General features: G+C 72.3%; 14 protein-coding genes and 1 pseudogene. 8 read left to right on the forward strand and 7 right to left on the reverse strand.

What is annotated here, in order from left to right; genetic code table 11:
• Nucleotides 1-34: 34 nt before the first annotated feature.
• Nucleotides 35-1,678, reverse strand: coding sequence for a hypothetical protein (locus M2157_RS39535; RefSeq protein ID WP_280856351.1), 1,644 nt, complete (start codon nucleotides 1,676-1,678; stop codon nucleotides 35-37).
• Nucleotides 1,679-1,718: 40 nt separating this feature from the next.
• Nucleotides 1,719-1,913: a hypothetical protein gene (locus tag M2157_RS39540; RefSeq protein ID WP_007380617.1), complete on the reverse strand. Its 195-nt coding sequence runs from the start codon at nucleotides 1,911-1,913 to the stop codon at nucleotides 1,719-1,721.
• Between the two features lie 215 nt (nucleotides 1,914-2,128).
• Between M2157_RS39540 and M2157_RS39545 the strand changes: the two are divergent.
• From M2157_RS39545 to M2157_RS39565, 5 genes and pseudogenes are all read left to right on the forward strand, one after another.
• Nucleotides 2,129-2,522 (forward strand): annotated as a pseudogene (locus M2157_RS39545) (ankyrin repeat domain-containing protein).
• A 302-nt stretch (nucleotides 2,523-2,824) separates the two neighbouring features.
• On the forward strand, nucleotides 2,825-4,243 hold the full coding sequence (locus M2157_RS39550) for a HEAT repeat domain-containing protein (protein WP_280856350.1): 1,419 nt from the start codon (nucleotides 2,825-2,827) through the stop codon (nucleotides 4,241-4,243).
• Between the two features lie 188 nt (nucleotides 4,244-4,431).
• Nucleotides 4,432-5,565: a glycosyltransferase family 1 protein gene (locus M2157_RS39555; RefSeq protein ID WP_280856349.1), complete on the forward strand. Its 1,134-nt coding sequence runs from the start codon at nucleotides 4,432-4,434 to the stop codon at nucleotides 5,563-5,565.
• Nucleotides 5,562-6,725, forward strand: coding sequence for a glycosyltransferase (locus M2157_RS39560; protein ID WP_280856348.1), 1,164 nt, complete (start codon nucleotides 5,562-5,564; stop codon nucleotides 6,723-6,725). Before M2157_RS39555 ends, M2157_RS39560 begins: the two co-directional genes overlap by 4 nt.
• A gap of 13 nt (nucleotides 6,726-6,738) precedes the next feature.
• Nucleotides 6,739-7,596 (forward strand): SGNH/GDSL hydrolase family protein, encoded by an 858-nt coding sequence (locus M2157_RS39565; protein WP_280856347.1) that lies wholly within the window; start codon nucleotides 6,739-6,741, stop codon nucleotides 7,594-7,596.
• Nucleotides 7,597-7,652: 56 nt separating this feature from the next.
• Here M2157_RS39565 and M2157_RS39570 read toward each other — a convergent pair whose 3' ends face one another.
• From M2157_RS39570 to M2157_RS39590, 5 genes are read right to left on the reverse strand one after another with little or no spacing between them, the layout of a single operon-like run.
• Nucleotides 7,653-8,531 carry a biotin-dependent carboxyltransferase family protein gene (locus M2157_RS39570; protein ID WP_280856346.1) on the reverse strand — a complete coding sequence of 293 codons (879 nt, stop codon included), beginning with the start codon at nucleotides 8,529-8,531 and terminating at the stop codon, nucleotides 7,653-7,655.
• A complete protein-coding gene (gene pxpB / locus M2157_RS39575) occupies nucleotides 8,528-9,139 on the reverse strand; it encodes a 5-oxoprolinase subunit PxpB (protein WP_280856345.1) in 612 nt (203 codons plus the stop codon). The genes M2157_RS39570 and pxpB overlap by 4 nt, the downstream gene beginning before the upstream one ends.
• A complete protein-coding gene (locus tag M2157_RS39580; protein WP_280856344.1) occupies nucleotides 9,136-9,894 on the reverse strand; it encodes a 5-oxoprolinase subunit PxpA in 759 nt (252 codons plus the stop codon). The genes pxpB and M2157_RS39580 overlap by 4 nt, the downstream gene beginning before the upstream one ends.
• 20 nt (nucleotides 9,895-9,914) lie before the next feature.
• Nucleotides 9,915-10,736, reverse strand: a complete 822-nt coding sequence (locus tag M2157_RS39585) for a putative hydro-lyase (protein ID WP_280856343.1) — start codon at nucleotides 10,734-10,736, stop codon at nucleotides 9,915-9,917.
• Nucleotides 10,733-12,028 (reverse strand): MFS transporter, encoded by a 1,296-nt coding sequence (locus M2157_RS39590; RefSeq protein WP_280856342.1) that lies wholly within the window; start codon nucleotides 12,026-12,028, stop codon nucleotides 10,733-10,735. Before M2157_RS39590 ends, M2157_RS39585 begins: the two co-directional genes overlap by 4 nt.
• Nucleotides 12,029-12,159: 131 nt before the next feature.
• Between M2157_RS39590 and M2157_RS39595 the strand changes: the two genes are divergently transcribed.
• The 3 genes from M2157_RS39595 (at nucleotide 12,160) to M2157_RS39605 (ending at nucleotide 15,449) form a co-directional block, all read left to right on the forward strand.
• The gene (locus M2157_RS39595) at nucleotides 12,160-12,852 is read left to right on the forward strand and encodes a GntR family transcriptional regulator (protein ID WP_280856341.1); all 693 of its coding nucleotides are present in this window, start codon (nucleotides 12,160-12,162) and stop codon (nucleotides 12,850-12,852) included.
• Between the two features lie 157 nt (nucleotides 12,853-13,009).
• Complete coding sequence (locus tag M2157_RS39600; RefSeq protein ID WP_280856340.1) at nucleotides 13,010-14,539, forward strand: hypothetical protein; 1,530 nt, start codon at nucleotides 13,010-13,012, stop codon at nucleotides 14,537-14,539.
• Nucleotides 14,540-14,570: 31 nt separating this feature from the next.
• Nucleotides 14,571-15,449 carry a hypothetical protein gene (locus M2157_RS39605; RefSeq protein ID WP_280856339.1) on the forward strand — a complete coding sequence of 293 codons (879 nt, stop codon included), beginning with the start codon at nucleotides 14,571-14,573 and terminating at the stop codon, nucleotides 15,447-15,449.
• Nucleotides 15,450-15,466: the final 17 nt, after the last annotated feature.

Genomic DNA, 15,466 nt, shown 5'->3' on the forward strand with positions numbered 1-15,466 from the left:
GACAACCGCTGAGAGCCAGGGCAACCGCTGAGGGTCACGGTGCTTCCGCGGCCACCGCTTCCGGCTCAGCTTTCGAGAGGACCGGCGCTGCTTCCGATGGGGCGACTTCAGGCTCCGCTTCCGAGGGGACCGGCTCGCCTTCCAAGGGGACCGTCTCCGCATCGGCCGGAGTCGTCCGCGCCGGCAACAACGCCAGCACCGCCTGCCGGTCCGCCTCGCTCGTCGCGTCGTCGTACGGGTCCGGAGTCGCCGGCACCTGGAGACGATGGACCGGTCCCGTCCCCAGCCGGGCGTACCCGCGGCCGGGCGGGACCTGCGCCGCCGGGGTCGTGTGCGGGGGCGCCCCCAGGAACGCCTCCAACTGGTCCGGCGTCGCCGGGCCCAGCACGACACGCGCGCGCGTGTGCTGCCGTACCGGATCGCTCAACGCCTCCGCGCCGTCGAACTGATCGGCCACCACCACCGTGACATTCGCCGCACGGCCGTGCCGAAGGGGGACCTGGAGCAGGGACTGCGGATCCTTGCGGCCGTCCGCGGCGGCCAGGTGGGCGAAGGCGCTCGGGCGGTCGAGGAGGATCCACAGCGGGCGCTTGGTGTCGTCCGGCGACGGCCGGCCGGCCTGACGGGCTCGGTTGGTCGCGATGAGACGGCGCTCCGTCTCGGTCGCCGCCCACTCCAGGCTCGCCAGTGCTCCCGCCAGTCCGCACTCGACCGCGAGGACCCCGTCCCGCCCGGTCAGGCACGCGTACTCGCCGGTGGCGCCGCCGTCGACGATGACGACATCGCCGTACTGAAGGGCCTGGAGCGCGATCGAGCGCAGCAGGGTCGAGGTGCCGCTGCCCGGCTGGCCCATGACCAGCAGGTGCGGCTCGGTGGAGCGGATGCCGGTGCGCCAGACGACGGGCGGGACGTCGCGCTGTCCGTCGCCGTAGCCGAGCGGCAGGGTGCGCTGGACCTGGGTGGGGTCGGTGAAGCCGAGGACCGTCTCACCCGGGGCGGTGACGAAACGCTGGGCGGCGATGTCGGTGGGCAGCGGGGCGAGGACGTTGACCGTGAGCTGGTTGCCCTCCTCGTCCCAGGTGAAGTGGTACTCGCGGCCGCGGCCCGACTTGGCGTGCAGCAGCTGCTCGACGCGGGCCCGGGCCTCGGCCTCGCCGTCGGCGAAGTACGCCGGGTAGCTGATCAGCAGGTGGGTGATGCGACCGGTGCCGTCGAAGTCGTACGCGGGAAAGGCCTTCTCCCACTCGCCGCCGTGCGCGTACAGCGGGGCCGGGTCCTCGGCCGCCGAGAAGTACGGGACGAGCGCTTCGTACAGCGACTGCAGGCGCTGTGTCTGCGACTCGTCGGGTCCTTCCGGTTCCCGCGGCTCGCGGTCCCGGCCCTGCCAGGCCGCCGCCGCCATCAGGCTGATGACGGCGAGCAGCGGACCGTACGGAACGAGCGCCACCACCAGGACCACCGAGGCCACCAGGAAAAGCAGCGGCCCGCGCTTGTCCTTGGGGGCTTCGGCCCACTTGCGCCGCCCGGCGGAGGCCAGCCGGCGCAGACCGCGTGTCATCGTGATCAGTGGGTGGAGGACATCGGTGGCGCTGTCGGCCGCCGTCCGGGCCAGCTCCCGGCTCCGGGCGATCTGCGCGCTGCCTGTGCTCAGGATGCGGGGGAGGGGGCGGCGGGCCACTGCTGTCTCCTGGAGGTGCGTACGGACGGGAGGGGCGGCGTCAGAACTTGATGCCGCCGAGGAGGCTCGCCAGGCTCTCGCCGCCGGCCTTGATGCTCGGGGCGATGGCGGTGCTGGCCAGGTAGAAGCCGAACAACGCCGAGATCAGGGCGTGCGAGGCCTTGAGCCCGTCCTTGCGGAAGAAGATGAAGACGACGATGCCGAGCAGTACGACGCCCGAGATGGAGAGGATCATTTGGTGCTCCTGGTTCGTGGGGACAGTCACCATGAGTACTTCCAGGATCACAGCATGTATCCATACGACAAAAGGTGCAAACGGATGAATTTCCTGAGATTTCACTTGGTTGGCAGAGTCGTGTGATCCTTACCTCCGGCACTTCGGGTCATGTGCCCCGCGAGCCAGTACCCTTGCGATTCACCTGAACGGTTGCATGAGAGGCGGATCGGCCGATGACTGAAGCCCCCGACCCCGAGGTCGTGGAGCTGGCGACCAAGATCTTCGATCTGGCCCGGCAGGGACAGACCGAGGCTCTCGTGGCCGTATGTCGACGCGGGTGTTCCGGCAGGCCTCACCAACGACCGCGGGGACTCACTCGTGATGCTCGCCGCCTACCACGGTCACGCGGACGCGGTGCGTGCGCTAGTCGCCCGGGGGGCGGCGGCCGGCGGCGTCAACGACCGGGGGCAGACGCCCCTCGCCGGGGCTGTCTTCAAGGGCTCCACGGACGTCATCAAGGCCCTGTTGGAGGGCGGCGCCGATCCGGCCGAGGGCACCCCCTCGGCCCTGGACACGGCCCGGATGTTCGGCAGGGCGGAACTGCTCGAATTGTTCGGCGCACACTGATCCGTATGTTCTGACCAGCGAAAACACTAATAACGGGGGAGGCGGTACAGGGCCGCCGAAATTTCGGTCGCGGCAGATGGAAGTGCCGAGTCATCATGACGTCGTGGTTCACGGACGTGATGGCAGGGCAGGTGATGCCGCACCGCGCGGACCGTGATGCGGGTCCGCATGGGCCACCGACGAGAGGCAGAGGAAGATGGCTTACAGCAAGCAGGAAACGGCGGGCGCCCCGACGTGTTGTCACGCGGCCAGGTAATGCACGTCCCCCGGTTGCGTCGACGCTTGATGTGAGGCTGTTTCCCATGTTCGATCCGGTCATAGCGCCCAGCGGTACGCTGCTCGGCCTGCTCCAGCGGGGCCGCGGCGACGGCACACTGCACGCGCTCACCGCCCCGCGCGCCGAGGCGCTCGCGGCCCTGAACCACTGCGTGCTGCGCGATCCCCGCCACGACTGGCAGGTGGAGAACCGCTCGCTGTACTACGCCCGTCTTTTCCTCGACCTCAATGGCGAGCTGGACGAGATCGAGGCACACCTCTTCGAGGTGGACGACGTCTTCGACACCGAGGAGTCACGCACCGGCCTCGCCCTGGCCGTCCTCGGCCACCTCGCCTCCTACGGCAGGCGCGACGCGCTCGAACTGCTGCGCAGGTACGCCGCCTCGGGCTCCAACTGGGCCTGGGCACTGGACGAACTGGCGCTGCGGGACGACGACGCCGGTCTGCGTGCCCTCGCCGCGCCCGTGCTCGCGCGCTTCGCCACCGATCCCGAGGGCGAGGCCGAGCTGGCCGCCGTCGTCCGCGACGCCTTCGAGCCGAGGCCGTGGCGGCTGTGGGCCGACGATCCCCGCGAATCCGTCTCCACGCGTGTGCGTGCCGCTCAGGAGGCCGGCTGTTTCGACCGCTGGCAACGCCAGATGCGACCCGCCGGGCCCCGCCCGGGGTGGAGCGTGCAGGCCGTCTTCGAGTGGGCCCAGCAGGGCGTCGAGCGGGGCGCCGCGCTGCATGTGCCCGCCGCCCGCTGTCTGTCCGCCGTCGCGGGCCCCGAGGACCGGCCCGAGATCCTCGCGGCAGCCAAGGACGGCAGCGACGGCGCCCGGTCCACCGCTCTGCGCCATCTCGCCGACAGCAATGATCCCGACGCCTTCGATCTGATCGAGTTGGCCGTCGTCACCGGCTCACCGGTCGTCGTGGAGGCCGCCCTCGACTCGTTCGAACGCATGCGCAGCATCGCCGCCGTCGACCGCGCCCGTGGCTGGGCCCGACGGCCCGATCCGCTGGGCGCCGCCGCCGGACGCATGCTCGCCTGCCTGGGCGGCGCCCAGGACCGGGACCTGGTGCTCGCGGCCCTCCGGGAGGCCGTACGGGGCGAGGGCCCCGACGCCCCCACCCTGTGGACCCTCGTCGACGGCACCGGACGCCTCGGCATCGCCTGCGCCGCGCCCGTGCTGCGCCACATCTACCGGGAGACGGCCTCCTCCCATCTCCGTGGCCGCGCCGCGCGCGCGCTCGCAGCCACCGACCCCTCCTTCGCCACCGGCTTCGCCGTCGAATGCCTCTGGGACTGCGAGGAGACCACCCGCGAGATCGCCGCCCGGCACGCCGAGACCGGAGACGCCCGGGTCGTCGAGCGGCTGCGCCGGCTGGCCGCCGACCCGGCCGAGGAGGCCGAGGTCCAGACGGCCGTCCGCAGCCGTATCGGACCGGACACCGCGGCCATGTGAAACCACCCTCGGGTGTGCACCTCCGGGCCCTGTCACACCCGCATGGTGAACTCGGGGTGGCCCGCGGGTCAGGTCGGCATGGACGCCGCCTGACCTGCTCGGGTGTGCAGCGGAACGCTCACGGGACGTTCATCGCTCGCAAAGATCCACGTTGACGCGGCCACGTCCAGTGCGGCGAGAACACCCGTATGCGTGTCGTCATAGTGACCGAATCCTTTCCCCCCGATGTGAACGGCGTGGCCCACTGCGCGCTCCAGACCGCCCGGCACCTCGTAGATCGCGGTCACCTTCCGCTCGTCGTCGCGCCGGCCACCGCGTCCGGCCCCGGGAACGGCGGGGACGCCCTCGCGCCGTGCCCCGTCGTCCGTGTCCCCTCCCTCCCCCTCCCGGGCTATCCCCAGGTCCGCGTCGCCCTCCCCAGCCGGCGCGTGGCCGCGGCGATCGTCGAGCACCGTGCCGATGTCGTCCACCTGGCCAGCCCCTTCGTCCTCGGCGTCCGCGGCATGGCCGCCGCCGCCCGGCTCAGCATCCCCGCCGTGGCCGTCTACCAGACCGACCTCGCCGGATACGCCCGCACTTACGTGCACGCGGGAGAAGCCGCCGCCTGGCGCCGTATCCGCTCCGTCCACGCCGCCGCCGACCTCACCCTCGCCCCGTCCAGCGCGTCCCTGCACGACCTCGAGGCGCACGGCGTGCCCCGGGTCAAGCTGTGGCCGCGGGGCGTGGACACCGTCCGCTTCCGCCCCGACCTGCGTGACGAGGCGCTGCGTCGGCAGCTTGCCCCGAACGGCGAGATGATCGTCGGCTACGTCGGACGGCTGGCGCCCGAGAAACACATCGAGCTGCTGGCCGACGCGTGCCGTCTCGAGGGCGTCAAGGTCGTCGTGGTCGGCGACGGGCCGACCCGGCCGAACCTGGAGCACGCCCTGCCCGGCGCGGTCTTCCTGGGCCGCCGTATGGGTGACGAACTGGCCCGGATCTTCGCCTCCTTCGACGTCTTCGCACACACCGGCCCCTTCGAGACCTTCTGCCAGACCGTGCAGGAGGCCATGGCGAGCGGTGTGCCCGTCGTCGCGCCCGCCGCCGGCGGCCCGCTGGACCTGGTCGCCCACGGGCGCACCGGGTTCCTCGTCCCGCCGCGCGACCCGGCCGCCGTACGGGACGCGGTGTGCTCCCTGGCCGCCGACCCCGAGATGCGCGCCTCGTTCGGAGTCGCCGCGCGGGCCATGGTCGAGGGGCGCACCTGGGCGGCCGTCGGCGACCAGCTGATCGGCCACTACGCCGCCGTGCTCACCGGCCGGAAGACGGCGGTGGCGGCATGAGCGGACAGTCGCTGCGGATCGTCCGCCTCGCCAACTTCGTCGCTCCCGCCTCGGGCGGTCTGCGCACCGCCCTGCGCGAGCTCGGCAAGGGCTACCGGGCGGCGGGACATGAGTCCGTGCTCATCGTGCCGGGCGACCGCGCGAGCGACCGCCGTACCGAGCAGGGACGGATCATCACCCTGCCCGGCCCGCTGCTGCCCGGTACCGGCGGTTACCGCGTCCTCGCCGACAAGCGGCGCGTGGCCCGGCTCCTGGAGGAGCTCGCCCCCGACCGCCTGGAGGTCTGCGACCGTACGACCCTCAGGTGGACCGGCAAATGGGCCAGGCGCGCCCGGGTCCCCGCCGTGATGGTCTCCCACGAGACCGCCGACGGCGTGCTCCGTACCTGGGGCCTGTCGGAGGGAGCGGCCCGGCGTGCCGCCGACGCCCTCAATGTCCGTACGGCGCACACGTACGCGCGCGTGGTGTGCACCACGGAGTTCGCCGAGCGGGAGTTCGTGCGGATCGGCGCGCGCAATGTCGTACGGGCCCCCCTGGGCGTCGATCTGGTCGAGCGGCGCCCGGCGCTGCACGACGCGGGACTGCGGGCCCGCTACGCGCGCGTGGACGAGACGCTCCTGGTGACCTGCACCCGGCTGTCCGTGGAGAAGCGGCCCGGCACCGCGCTGGACGCCGTGGAGGCGCTCGTACGGCGCGGTCGGCGGGCGGTGCTCGTGGTGGCCGGGGACGGGCCGCTGCGGTCGCGCCTGGAGCAGCGGGCCCGGGAGCGCGGGCTGCCGGTCACCTTCCTCGGGCACGTCTCCGACCCCGGACTGCTCGGCGCGCTCCAGGCCTCCGCCGACGTGTGCCTGGCCCCCGGACCGGCCGAGACCTTCGGGCTCGCCGCGCTGGAGGCCATGGCGTGCGGTACGCCGGTGGTGGTGAGCGCCTCCTCCGCGTTGCCGGAGGTCGTCGGATCGGCCGGGGCCGTCGCCGCCGACCGCGGGGAGGCCTTCGCGGACGCCGTGGACATGCTGCTCGAACGTTCCGAGGCCGAACGCCGCGGGGTCGCACGCGCGCGTGCGGAGTGCTTCAGCTGGGACACGGCGGTGCGGGCGTTCCTCGCCGCGCACGACGCGGAGGTCCTCGTACGGCGCTCCGTGCCCGGAGGCGTGGCATGAACGGGGGCGCGTCATGAGAGGCCTGCGCTTCGTCGCCCTCGGTGACTCGCTCACCGAGGGCGTGGGGGACCCGGTCGGGGAGGCGTGGCGCGGCTGGGCCGCGCTGCTCGCCGACGGGCTCTCCCAGGCGGACGTGGACTTCACCAACCTCGCGGTGAGCGGAGCGCAGACCCGGGACGTGCTGGAACGGCAACTGCCCGCGGGGCTCGCCCTGCGGCCGGACGTCGTGTCCGTGGTCGTCGGCGTCAACGACACGCTGCGCTGCACCTTCGACATCCACGCGGTGGCCGCCCGGCTCGACACGATCTACGCGGCCTTTCGCGCACAGGGTGCGGTGCTGCTCACGGCGTGTCTGCCGGACCCGGGCACGATGCTGGGTCTGCCCGGGGCGTTGGCGCGGCCGCTGGCGCGGCGCCAGCGGGCGGTGAACGCCGTGGTCCACGCCCTGTCCGAGCGGTACGGAGCCCTGCACCTGCACGCCGCTGAGGGGGCCTGGACCACCGAGCGTGCGATGTGGAGCGCGGACCGGTTGCACCCCAGCGAGCGAGGGCACCGGCAACTGGCCGTGCGGTTCCATGAATTGCTGGTGGAGCGGGCGGTCGCGTCCGGAGTGGCGCCCTCGGCCGAGCAGGAGTTTCCCGTGCCCACCAAGTCGGCGAGTCTGTGGTGGCTGGCCACGGCGGGGACCGGGTGGGTGGTGCGGCGGTGCACGGATCTGCTGCCGCAGTTGGTGACGTTGGCCGCGGACGAGCTGCGGCACCGCGCGCGGGGGACGAGCGGGCGGCTCGACCTGCGGGCCGCGCACGCGGTCTCCATGGCGTTGGCCGCGTTGTCGGTGGCGTCGGGCGAGCAGCAGGTGGAGGCGGCTTGAGCGGTCCGGTGGGTGCGCGCGCGTCGTGGCCGGTCGCGCAGCTTCCCTCCTGAGGGTCAATACATCTGGCGCCTACGTACCTCTATGAAGCGCACCGGAGTCCCCGGTACCGCCTGAGCCACCGCCGGCAGGTCTGTCTCGCGGACCACTCCGATCACCGGGTAGCCGCCGGTGGTCGGGTGGTCGGCCAGGAAGACCACCGGTCTGCCGTCGGGTGGGACCTGGACAGCGCCCAGGACCATGCCCTCGCTGGGGAGTTCGCCATTGAGCCTCCGCTCCAGGGCGGGCCCCTCCGTGCGCAGGCCGATGCGGTTGCTCGCCGAGGACACCTGGAACGTGCGGGAGGTGAAGGCCCGTACCGCTTCCGGGGGGAACCAGTCGTCCCGCGGGCCCAGCGTGACGCGCAGGACCAGTTCCGCGGGGGGTGCAGGCTGCGGCGCCGTGTCCACGCGCGCGTGGAGGGAGTTCGGGGTGCCCAGGGGCAGTACCGCGCCGTCCGTGAGGGGGGCCGGGCCCAGGCCCGACAGGAGGTCCGTGGAGCGGCTGCCCAGGACCGGCTCCACGGTGATTCCACCGGAGACGGCCACATAGCTGCGCAGCCCCGAGACGGCCGTTCCGACGGTCAGCAGCGCTCCGGCCGGCACGCGTATGGCTGCGCCCCAGGCTGCCGGGCGGCCGTCCACCGATACCCGGCACGGGGCGCCCGTGACGGCCACGGTGACCGTCGAACGGGGGCGTACCGCACAGCCGTTGAGGGTGGTCTCCAGGACGGCTGCCTCAGGGCGGTTGCCGACCAGACGGTTGGCGAGCGCCGCGGCGGGGCCGTCGAGGGCGCCCGAGCGGGGCACGCCGAGGTGGGCGTGGCCCGGGCGGCCCCGGTCCTGGACCGTGGTCAGGGCTCCGGACCGGACGACGGAGAGGGCGCGGTCCGTCATGCCGCACCCACGAAGCGCACCCGCGTACCCGGCGACAGCAGCGCGGCCGGCACGCGCGCGTGGTCCCACAGCACGGCGTCCGTGGTCCCGATGAGCTGCCAGCCACCCGGCGACGACCGCGGGTAGACGCCGGTGTACGGGCCCGCGAGCGCCACCGAGCCCGCCGGGACGGCCGTACGAGGGGTGGCCCGGCGTGGGACGTCGTAGCGGGCGGGCAGGCCGGTCAGGTAGCCGAAACCGGGAGCGAATCCGCAGAAGGCGACGGTGAATTCGGTGCCGGCGTGGATGCGGGCCACCTCCTCGGGGGACACACCCCAGTGCGCGGCCACGTCGGCCAGGTCGGGGCCGTCGTAGCGCACGGGGAGTTCGACGACTTCACGCGCGCGCGGGGGAGCGGGCGGTACCTCGGAGGCGGTGAGTTCGGCGGCCAGGCGGGCCGGGTCGGTGAGGCCGTCGAGGAGGACCGTGCGGGCCGCGGGGACGATCTCGCGGACGGACAGCGAGCCCTCCGCGCGGCGCCGCACCAGCTCCGCGTGCAGCGCCTGGGCCTCGTCGCCCGAGGACACCTCGACGAGCAGGGCGGCGTCTCCGACTGGGAGTGCCCTCATACGAAGGCCTCCACCCGCACGCCCGACGTCTCCAGCCGCTCCCGGACCCGGCGGGCCAGCTCCACCGCGCCCGGCGTGTCCCCGTGCAGGCACAGGGAACGGGCTTCGACCTCGATGCGGGCGCCGGAGCGGGTGGTGACCATGCGATCCCGGGCCAGGCCGAGCGAGCGTGCCACGACCGTCTCCGGATCGGTGACCACCGCGCCCTCCTGGCCGCGCGGGACCAGCGTGCCCTCCTCGGTGTACGCGCGGTCCGCGAAGGCCTCCGTGACGCCCTCCAGGCCCGCCTTGGCGGCTGCCTCCAACAGGCGCGAGCCGGGCAGGCCGAGCACGGGCAGCGTGGCGTCCGCGAGGAGCACGCCGTCGACGACCGCGGCGGCCTGCTCCTCGTCGTGGACGACCCGGTTGTAGAGCGCGCCGTGCGGCTTGACGTACGACACGCGCGTGCCCGCCGCCCGGGCGAAGACCTCCAGGGCGCCGATCTGGTAGGCCACTTCGGCCGTCAGTTCGGCGGACGGCACGTCCATCGCGCGCCGCCCGAACCCTGCCAGGTCCCGGTAGGAGACCTGGGCGCCGATCCGGACCCCCCGCGCGGCCGCCAGCTCGCACACCCGTCGCATGGTGACCGCGTCCCCGGCGTGGAACCCGCAGGCCACGTTGGCGCTGGTGACGACGGACAGCAGTTGCTCGTCGTCGGTCAGCCGCCAGCGGCCGAAGCCCTCGCCGAGGTCGGCGTTGAGATCGATCGTCGTCATGGAAGCTTCGCGTCTCCTACTCAGGCCACTCGGTACTGCTCGTCGCGGGCGTCCGTCAGGAACATCTGCCCGGGTGCGTGGGTGAGGGCGAACGGCGGGCGCGAGGCCATCACCGCGGCCTGCGGGGTCACTCCGCAGGCCCAGAACACCGGGATGTCGTCCGGTTCGGCCTCCACCGGATCGCCGAAGTCGGGGCGGTCGAGGTCGTCGATGCCGAGCGCCGAGGGATCGCCGCAGTGCACGGGGCTTCCGTGCACCGCCGGGAGCAGACTGCTCTCCCTCAGCGCGGCCGCCAGGTGCTGCGGCGGCACCGGACGCATGGACACCACCATGGGTCCGTGCAGCCGCCCCGCGGGACGGCACTGTCGACTGGTCACGTACATGGGAACGTTCCGGCCCTGCTCGATGTGCCGGATCGGGACGCCCGCCTCGGAAAGTGCCCACTCGAAGGTGAAACTGCACCCGATCAGGAACGAGACCAGGTCGTCGCGCCAGTGCGCGCGCACGTCCGTCGGCTCGTCCACCAACTCGCCGTTCTCCCACACCCGGTAGCGCGGGAGATCGGTGCGCAGATCGGCGCCGTCCGCGAGGACGGTGGTCCAGTCGCCGGCGTCCGTGACGTCGAGGACCGGGCACGGCTTGGGGTTGCGCTGGCAGAACAGCAGCATGTCGTACGCCCAGTCGGCGGGTACCGAGATCAGGTTGACCTGGGTGTGTCCGGCCGCGACTCCGGCGGTGGGGCCCGTCAGGCCCGCACGGAAGCGGGTCCGCGCCTGGGCCGGGCTCCACGCGTGCGCGTGCTCGTCCACGAGGGTCAGGGGGCGGTCTTCCGTACGGTTCACGCGAGTTCCTTTCCACGGGTCTCCGGCAGCCCGAGCAGGGCCAGTGCCGCGATGCCGTAGCCGATGGCGCCGAAGACCAGCGCCCCGCCCACGCCCCAGCTGTCGGCGAGGAAGCCGACGGTGGTGGGGAAGACCGCGCCGACCGCGCGGCCCGCGTTGTACGTGAAGCCCTGTCCCGAACCGCGCACCGCCGTCGGGTACAGCTCGCTCAGATAGGACCCGAAGCCGCTGAAGATCGCCGACATGCAGAACCCGAGGGGGAACCCGAGGACCAGGAGCCAGGTGTCGGCTCCGCTGGGGATGTTGCCGTACGCCACGATGCAGACGGCCGACAGCAGGGCGAAGAGCCAGATGTTGCGCCGCCGGCCCAGGCGGTCGGTGAGGTAGCCGCCGGTCAGATAGCCGAGGAAGGCGCCGGAGATCAGGAACGTGAGATAGCCGCCGGTGCCGACGACCGACAGTCCGCGGTCGCTCTTGAGGTACGTCGGTACCCAGGTGGCGAGCGTGTAGTAGCCGCCCTGGACTCCGGTGGACAGCAGCCCCGCGAAGATCGTCGTACGCAGCAGGTCCGGTTTGAAGATCGCTGCGAACGAGCCCTTCCCGGCGCTCTTCTCGCGCACCGCGATCGCCTCGGGGGCGTCCTGGACCTGGCGCCGCATCCAGACGACCAGCAGCGCGGGCAGCGCGCCGGTCCAGAACATCACGCGCCAGGCCGTGTCGGCGTCGAAGACCGAGAAGACCAGCGTGTACACGATCGCGGCCAGTGCCCAGCCCACGGCCCAGGAGCTCTGGATCGCGCCCAGGGTGCGGCCCCGGTGCTTGGCGCTCGCGTACTCGGCGACCAGGATCGCCCCTACCGCCCATTCGCCGCCGAACCCGAGGCCCTGGAGGGCGCGGAAGACCAGCAGTGACTCGAAGTTGGGCGCGAAACCGCAGGCCACGGTGAAGATCGCGTACGTGATCACCGTGATCATCAGTGCCCGGACCCGGCCGGCCCGGTCGGCAAGCACCCCTGCCAGGGCTCCGCCGATGCCGGAGGCCAGCAGGGTGACGGTGGTGAACAGACCGGTCTGGCCGCTGTCCAGGCCGAAGTAGGCGGCCAGCGCGACCATGCTCAGCGGGAGCGTGAAGTAGTCGTAGGAGTCGAGGGCGTAGCCGCCGAACGCGCCGGCGAAGGCGCGGCGGCCGCGCGGACCGAGAGCGCGGAACCAGCCCAACGCCCCGTCTTCCGCGGGGCGTTCGGTCGCTGTGGGGTCATCGGTCAGGGTCTGTGGGGGCGGGGTCGTGCTCATGGGCACCTCGCAGGAGGGGGGACGGAGGATGCGGAGCTGAGCCGTGCGGTGTAGAGCACCGTAGAGGATCGTTCAACGATCCTTCAATACCCGTGTTGTTTCGTTCTCGTGACTGCGATTGAATTCCGGGCATGGCAGAACAGCTGAGCGGACTGGCCGACGACCGTGCCCTCCTGGGCCGCACCAGCACGGCCGAGCGGGTCTCGGACATCCTCAGAAGTCGCATCGCCGAGGGGTATTTCCCGCCAGGGACCCGGCTGTCGGAGGACAGCATCGGAGGGGCTCTGGGTGTGTCCCGCAACACACTGCGCGAGGCGTTCCGCCTGCTCACCCATGAGCGCCTGCTCGTCCACGAGTTGAACCGAGGCGTGTTCGTCCGGGTCCTGGCCGTCGAGGACGTGGAGGACATCTACCGGACCCGCGCCCTCGTGGAGTGCGCCGTCGTCCGCGGGCTGGGCGAGCCTCCGTATGCCCTGGACGCGCTCGCCGAGGCTGTCGTGGAGGGGCAGCGAGCGGTACGCGAAGGTGACTGGAAAGCGCTGGGCACGGCCAACATCCACTTCCACCGGGAACTCGTCGCCCTCGCGGGCAGCGACCGCACCGACGAACTGATGCGCAGTGTCTTCGCCGAACTGCGGCTCGCCTTCCACGTCGCGGACGACCCCAAGGCCCTCCACGAGCCGTACCTGGCCCGCAACCAGCAGATCCTCGGGGCACTTCAGACGGGCGACAAGGGTGAGGCCGAAAAGCTGCTGGCGGTGTATCTGCGCGACTCGCTGGAACGAGTGGTCGATGTCTACCTGCGCAGAGTGAGCGCCCCGTAGGGGCGCGGGGCTGTATCGATATGCGGCTCCGCCGCGCGGGCGCGACAAGCCCCCATCGGCCTGCCGACGCAACACAACCGGTAGTCCCCCGTCCAACCGCCGGAGGCGATCCGCACGGTTTGGGGAGTTGTCAGACCGAGGACCTAGTCTGTGCACCGTGACTTCGCCTGCGACGACGGACAGCGTTCCGCCCCAGTTCAGCGCGGGGCCGCGCCCCGCACCGGGCCCGGCCGCCGACGAGGGACTGGCGCGACGGCTGCGCGCGCTCGCCTGCACCGCGCCGCTCCACGACCTCGACACCCGCAAGGCCAATCTCGCGGGGGAGTACTCGGTGTACGGCATGGCGGAGGTGGCCCTCTCCGCCATCGACCTGGTCACCCTGAACATGGACTTCGACACCGGCGCCGACCACGACCAGATAGTCGCCCGCCTCATCCCTCGCATCGCCGCCCAGGCCCCGCAGCGTCCCGTCGCCGAGCATGAGCGCGTGGCCCGCTGGGTCCTGGAGAACCTGATCAACGTCGGCAGCGTCGACCGCGGTTTTCGCGCGGTCTACGGCACTTTCGCACCGGACGGGACCTATGTCCGGCGTGACTACGACTTCAAGCTGATCGAGGAGGTGCCGGGGCCCGGCGGCTCGGTGTACCTCCGGACCACGGACGAAGCGGTCAACGTCCTCGTCGGTGCCCTCGACACCGACGTCACCAGCGCCCAGATCGCCGCCGAGGTCAAGCTGGAGGTGCTGATCAGCCGCGGCCGCCTCGCCGACGCCCAGCTCGCCGCCGAGCAGGCCCGGTACCGGACCGTGCAGTACTCCGAGACCCTGCGCAGGGCACTGGACGCCACCCGCCGCAATGTCCGGGCCGTCGACTGGCTCAACTCCGTGCCCGACATGATCGCCGAGGCCCTCGACCACGTCGCCGACCGGTACCGCCACGAGAACGCGATCCTGACCAACATCCGCAAGGCGCGGGACGAGTCCGAGGACGCCGAGCAGAAGCGGCGGGCCGCCGAGCTCGTGGACATCGTCAAGGACTGCATCCGGCGCCACACCCAGCTCCAGTCCCGGCTCCTCGAAGCGGGGCCACTGTTCCGTGCCGAACAGGACCGGCAGGCCTTCGCCACGCCGATGACGACGGCGGGGATCGATCTGTACGGCCATCTCGTCGCGCCGGTGCTGCCGCTGCCGTTGGAGCAGGCCACCCGGGTCACCGACGCGTTCTTCGCGCGCGGGACCGGCCTGCGCACGCCGGTGTCGGTCCGGGTGGGTGATCTCGTCGACATACTGCTGACGCCGCCGATGGAGCGGGAGCACCTGGGCGCGGAGATGCCGGAGCCGGACCTCATCGCCACGCCGGACGACAGCCGGTTCAGCGAGGAGCAACTGGCGTCCGCGAAGGAGCTGCTGGACCTGCCGGCCGACGCCCCGCGACGCCTCTCGGGACTACTCGCGGAGGCCCGCCGGACCGGCGGCTTCGATCTGGCCTACCTGGTGGCCCTGTTGGCGGTCCACGCGGCGAGCCCCGCCGTCGGCACCGCCTACCGCCAGGGCGAGGAGAAGCTGCTCTTCGCGGTGGACGACGGGACGGAACTGGACGATCCGGACTTCGGTGGCGCCGACCTCATCGTCGGCACAGCCCTGCTGGACGCCGTGGGGATGGCGGCGGACCGGACGGAGGCAGCATGAGTGAGCAAGAGCGTGACAAGGAGCCCAAGTCGTGAGTGAGCATGTCGAGTGGAGCGACACGGAGGCCCCGATCCCGTCGGCGCCCGCCGCCGTCACCCCCGCCGACGCCGCCGACGCCGCTCGGCTCGTCGCCTTCGGCCTGCAGCCCAAACTGCAGCCCGCGCGGGATCAGGAGTACGCCGAACTGCTGCGTCGCTACCGGGAGGACCCCCCGTTCGCACGGCTCGCCGACGCCGTCGCCGCCGGACTCGGGCTGGTCGTCCTCGAGGTGTCCCCACGCGCGGGCATGGCCGTGACCGCCGCCGAGGACTCCGTGTTCGCCGTCCGGATGGGGGACTACGCGCGTCGTACGTCCGCCGACGGCGGGGACCGGTTCCTGCACGGCCTCGCCCATCTCGCCGTGGCCGCCATGGCGTTCCCCCGGCCCGAGGACCTCGCCGACGACGGATACATCGGGCGCGTCTCGGTCAACGGCGTCGACGCCTTCGTACGGCAGGCCTGCCGTCGGCTGGAGGAGCGGGCCGAGGAGATCGGCGAGAACACCGACCCGGCCACGGACGCGCCGGGCCTCGAGGCGGCCTGGCGGATCTGGGCCAGACGCAGCGCTGCCGGCGCGACCAAGGACGCGCGCCGGCTCGCCGGGTCCACGACCGGCATCGTGGGCAAGGCCGCCGCCTTCCTCACCGACTCCGGGTTCCTGCAGCGCACCGGGGACGACAACGGCGGTACCTACCGGACCACGGCTCGTTACCAGCTCCAGGTGCGGGACATGGCCGGAAGCGCCGCCATGGCCGAGCTCCTGGAGCTGGGTGTCGTCCCGGTCACCGACGGCACGCCGACCCTGCTGCCCGCCGAGGACCGCGACGACCTGGAGCTGGTGGCCGATGCCGGGCTGCCGTTCCACTCCTGAACGTCCCTGACCTGCCG

The sequence above is a fragment of the Streptomyces sp. SAI-127 genome (genome assembly GCF_029894425.1).
GTDB lineage: Bacteria > Actinomycetota > Actinomycetes > Streptomycetales > Streptomycetaceae > Streptomyces.

Coding starts and splice junctions, on each gene's coding strand:
- M2157_RS39540 (WP_007380617.1), bottom strand. CDS start 1,913: ATGATCCTCTCCATCTCGGGCGTCGTACTGCTCGGCATCGTCGTCTTC.
- M2157_RS39550 (WP_280856350.1), top strand. CDS start 2,825: ATGTTCGATCCGGTCATAGCGCCCAGCGGTACGCTGCTCGGCCTGCTC.
- M2157_RS39555 (WP_280856349.1), top strand. CDS start 4,432: ATGCGTGTCGTCATAGTGACCGAATCCTTTCCCCCCGATGTGAACGGC.
- M2157_RS39560 (WP_280856348.1), top strand. CDS start 5,562: ATGAGCGGACAGTCGCTGCGGATCGTCCGCCTCGCCAACTTCGTCGCT.
- M2157_RS39565 (WP_280856347.1), top strand. CDS start 6,739: ATGAGAGGCCTGCGCTTCGTCGCCCTCGGTGACTCGCTCACCGAGGGC.
- M2157_RS39570 (WP_280856346.1), bottom strand. CDS start 8,531: ATGACGGACCGCGCCCTCTCCGTCGTCCGGTCCGGAGCCCTGACCACG.
- pxpB (WP_280856345.1), bottom strand. CDS start 9,139: ATGAGGGCACTCCCAGTCGGAGACGCCGCCCTGCTCGTCGAGGTGTCC.
- M2157_RS39580 (WP_280856344.1), bottom strand. CDS start 9,894: ATGACGACGATCGATCTCAACGCCGACCTCGGCGAGGGCTTCGGCCGC.
- M2157_RS39590 (WP_280856342.1), bottom strand. CDS start 12,028: ATGAGCACGACCCCGCCCCCACAGACCCTGACCGATGACCCCACAGCG.
- M2157_RS39595 (WP_280856341.1), top strand. CDS start 12,160: ATGGCAGAACAGCTGAGCGGACTGGCCGACGACCGTGCCCTCCTGGGC.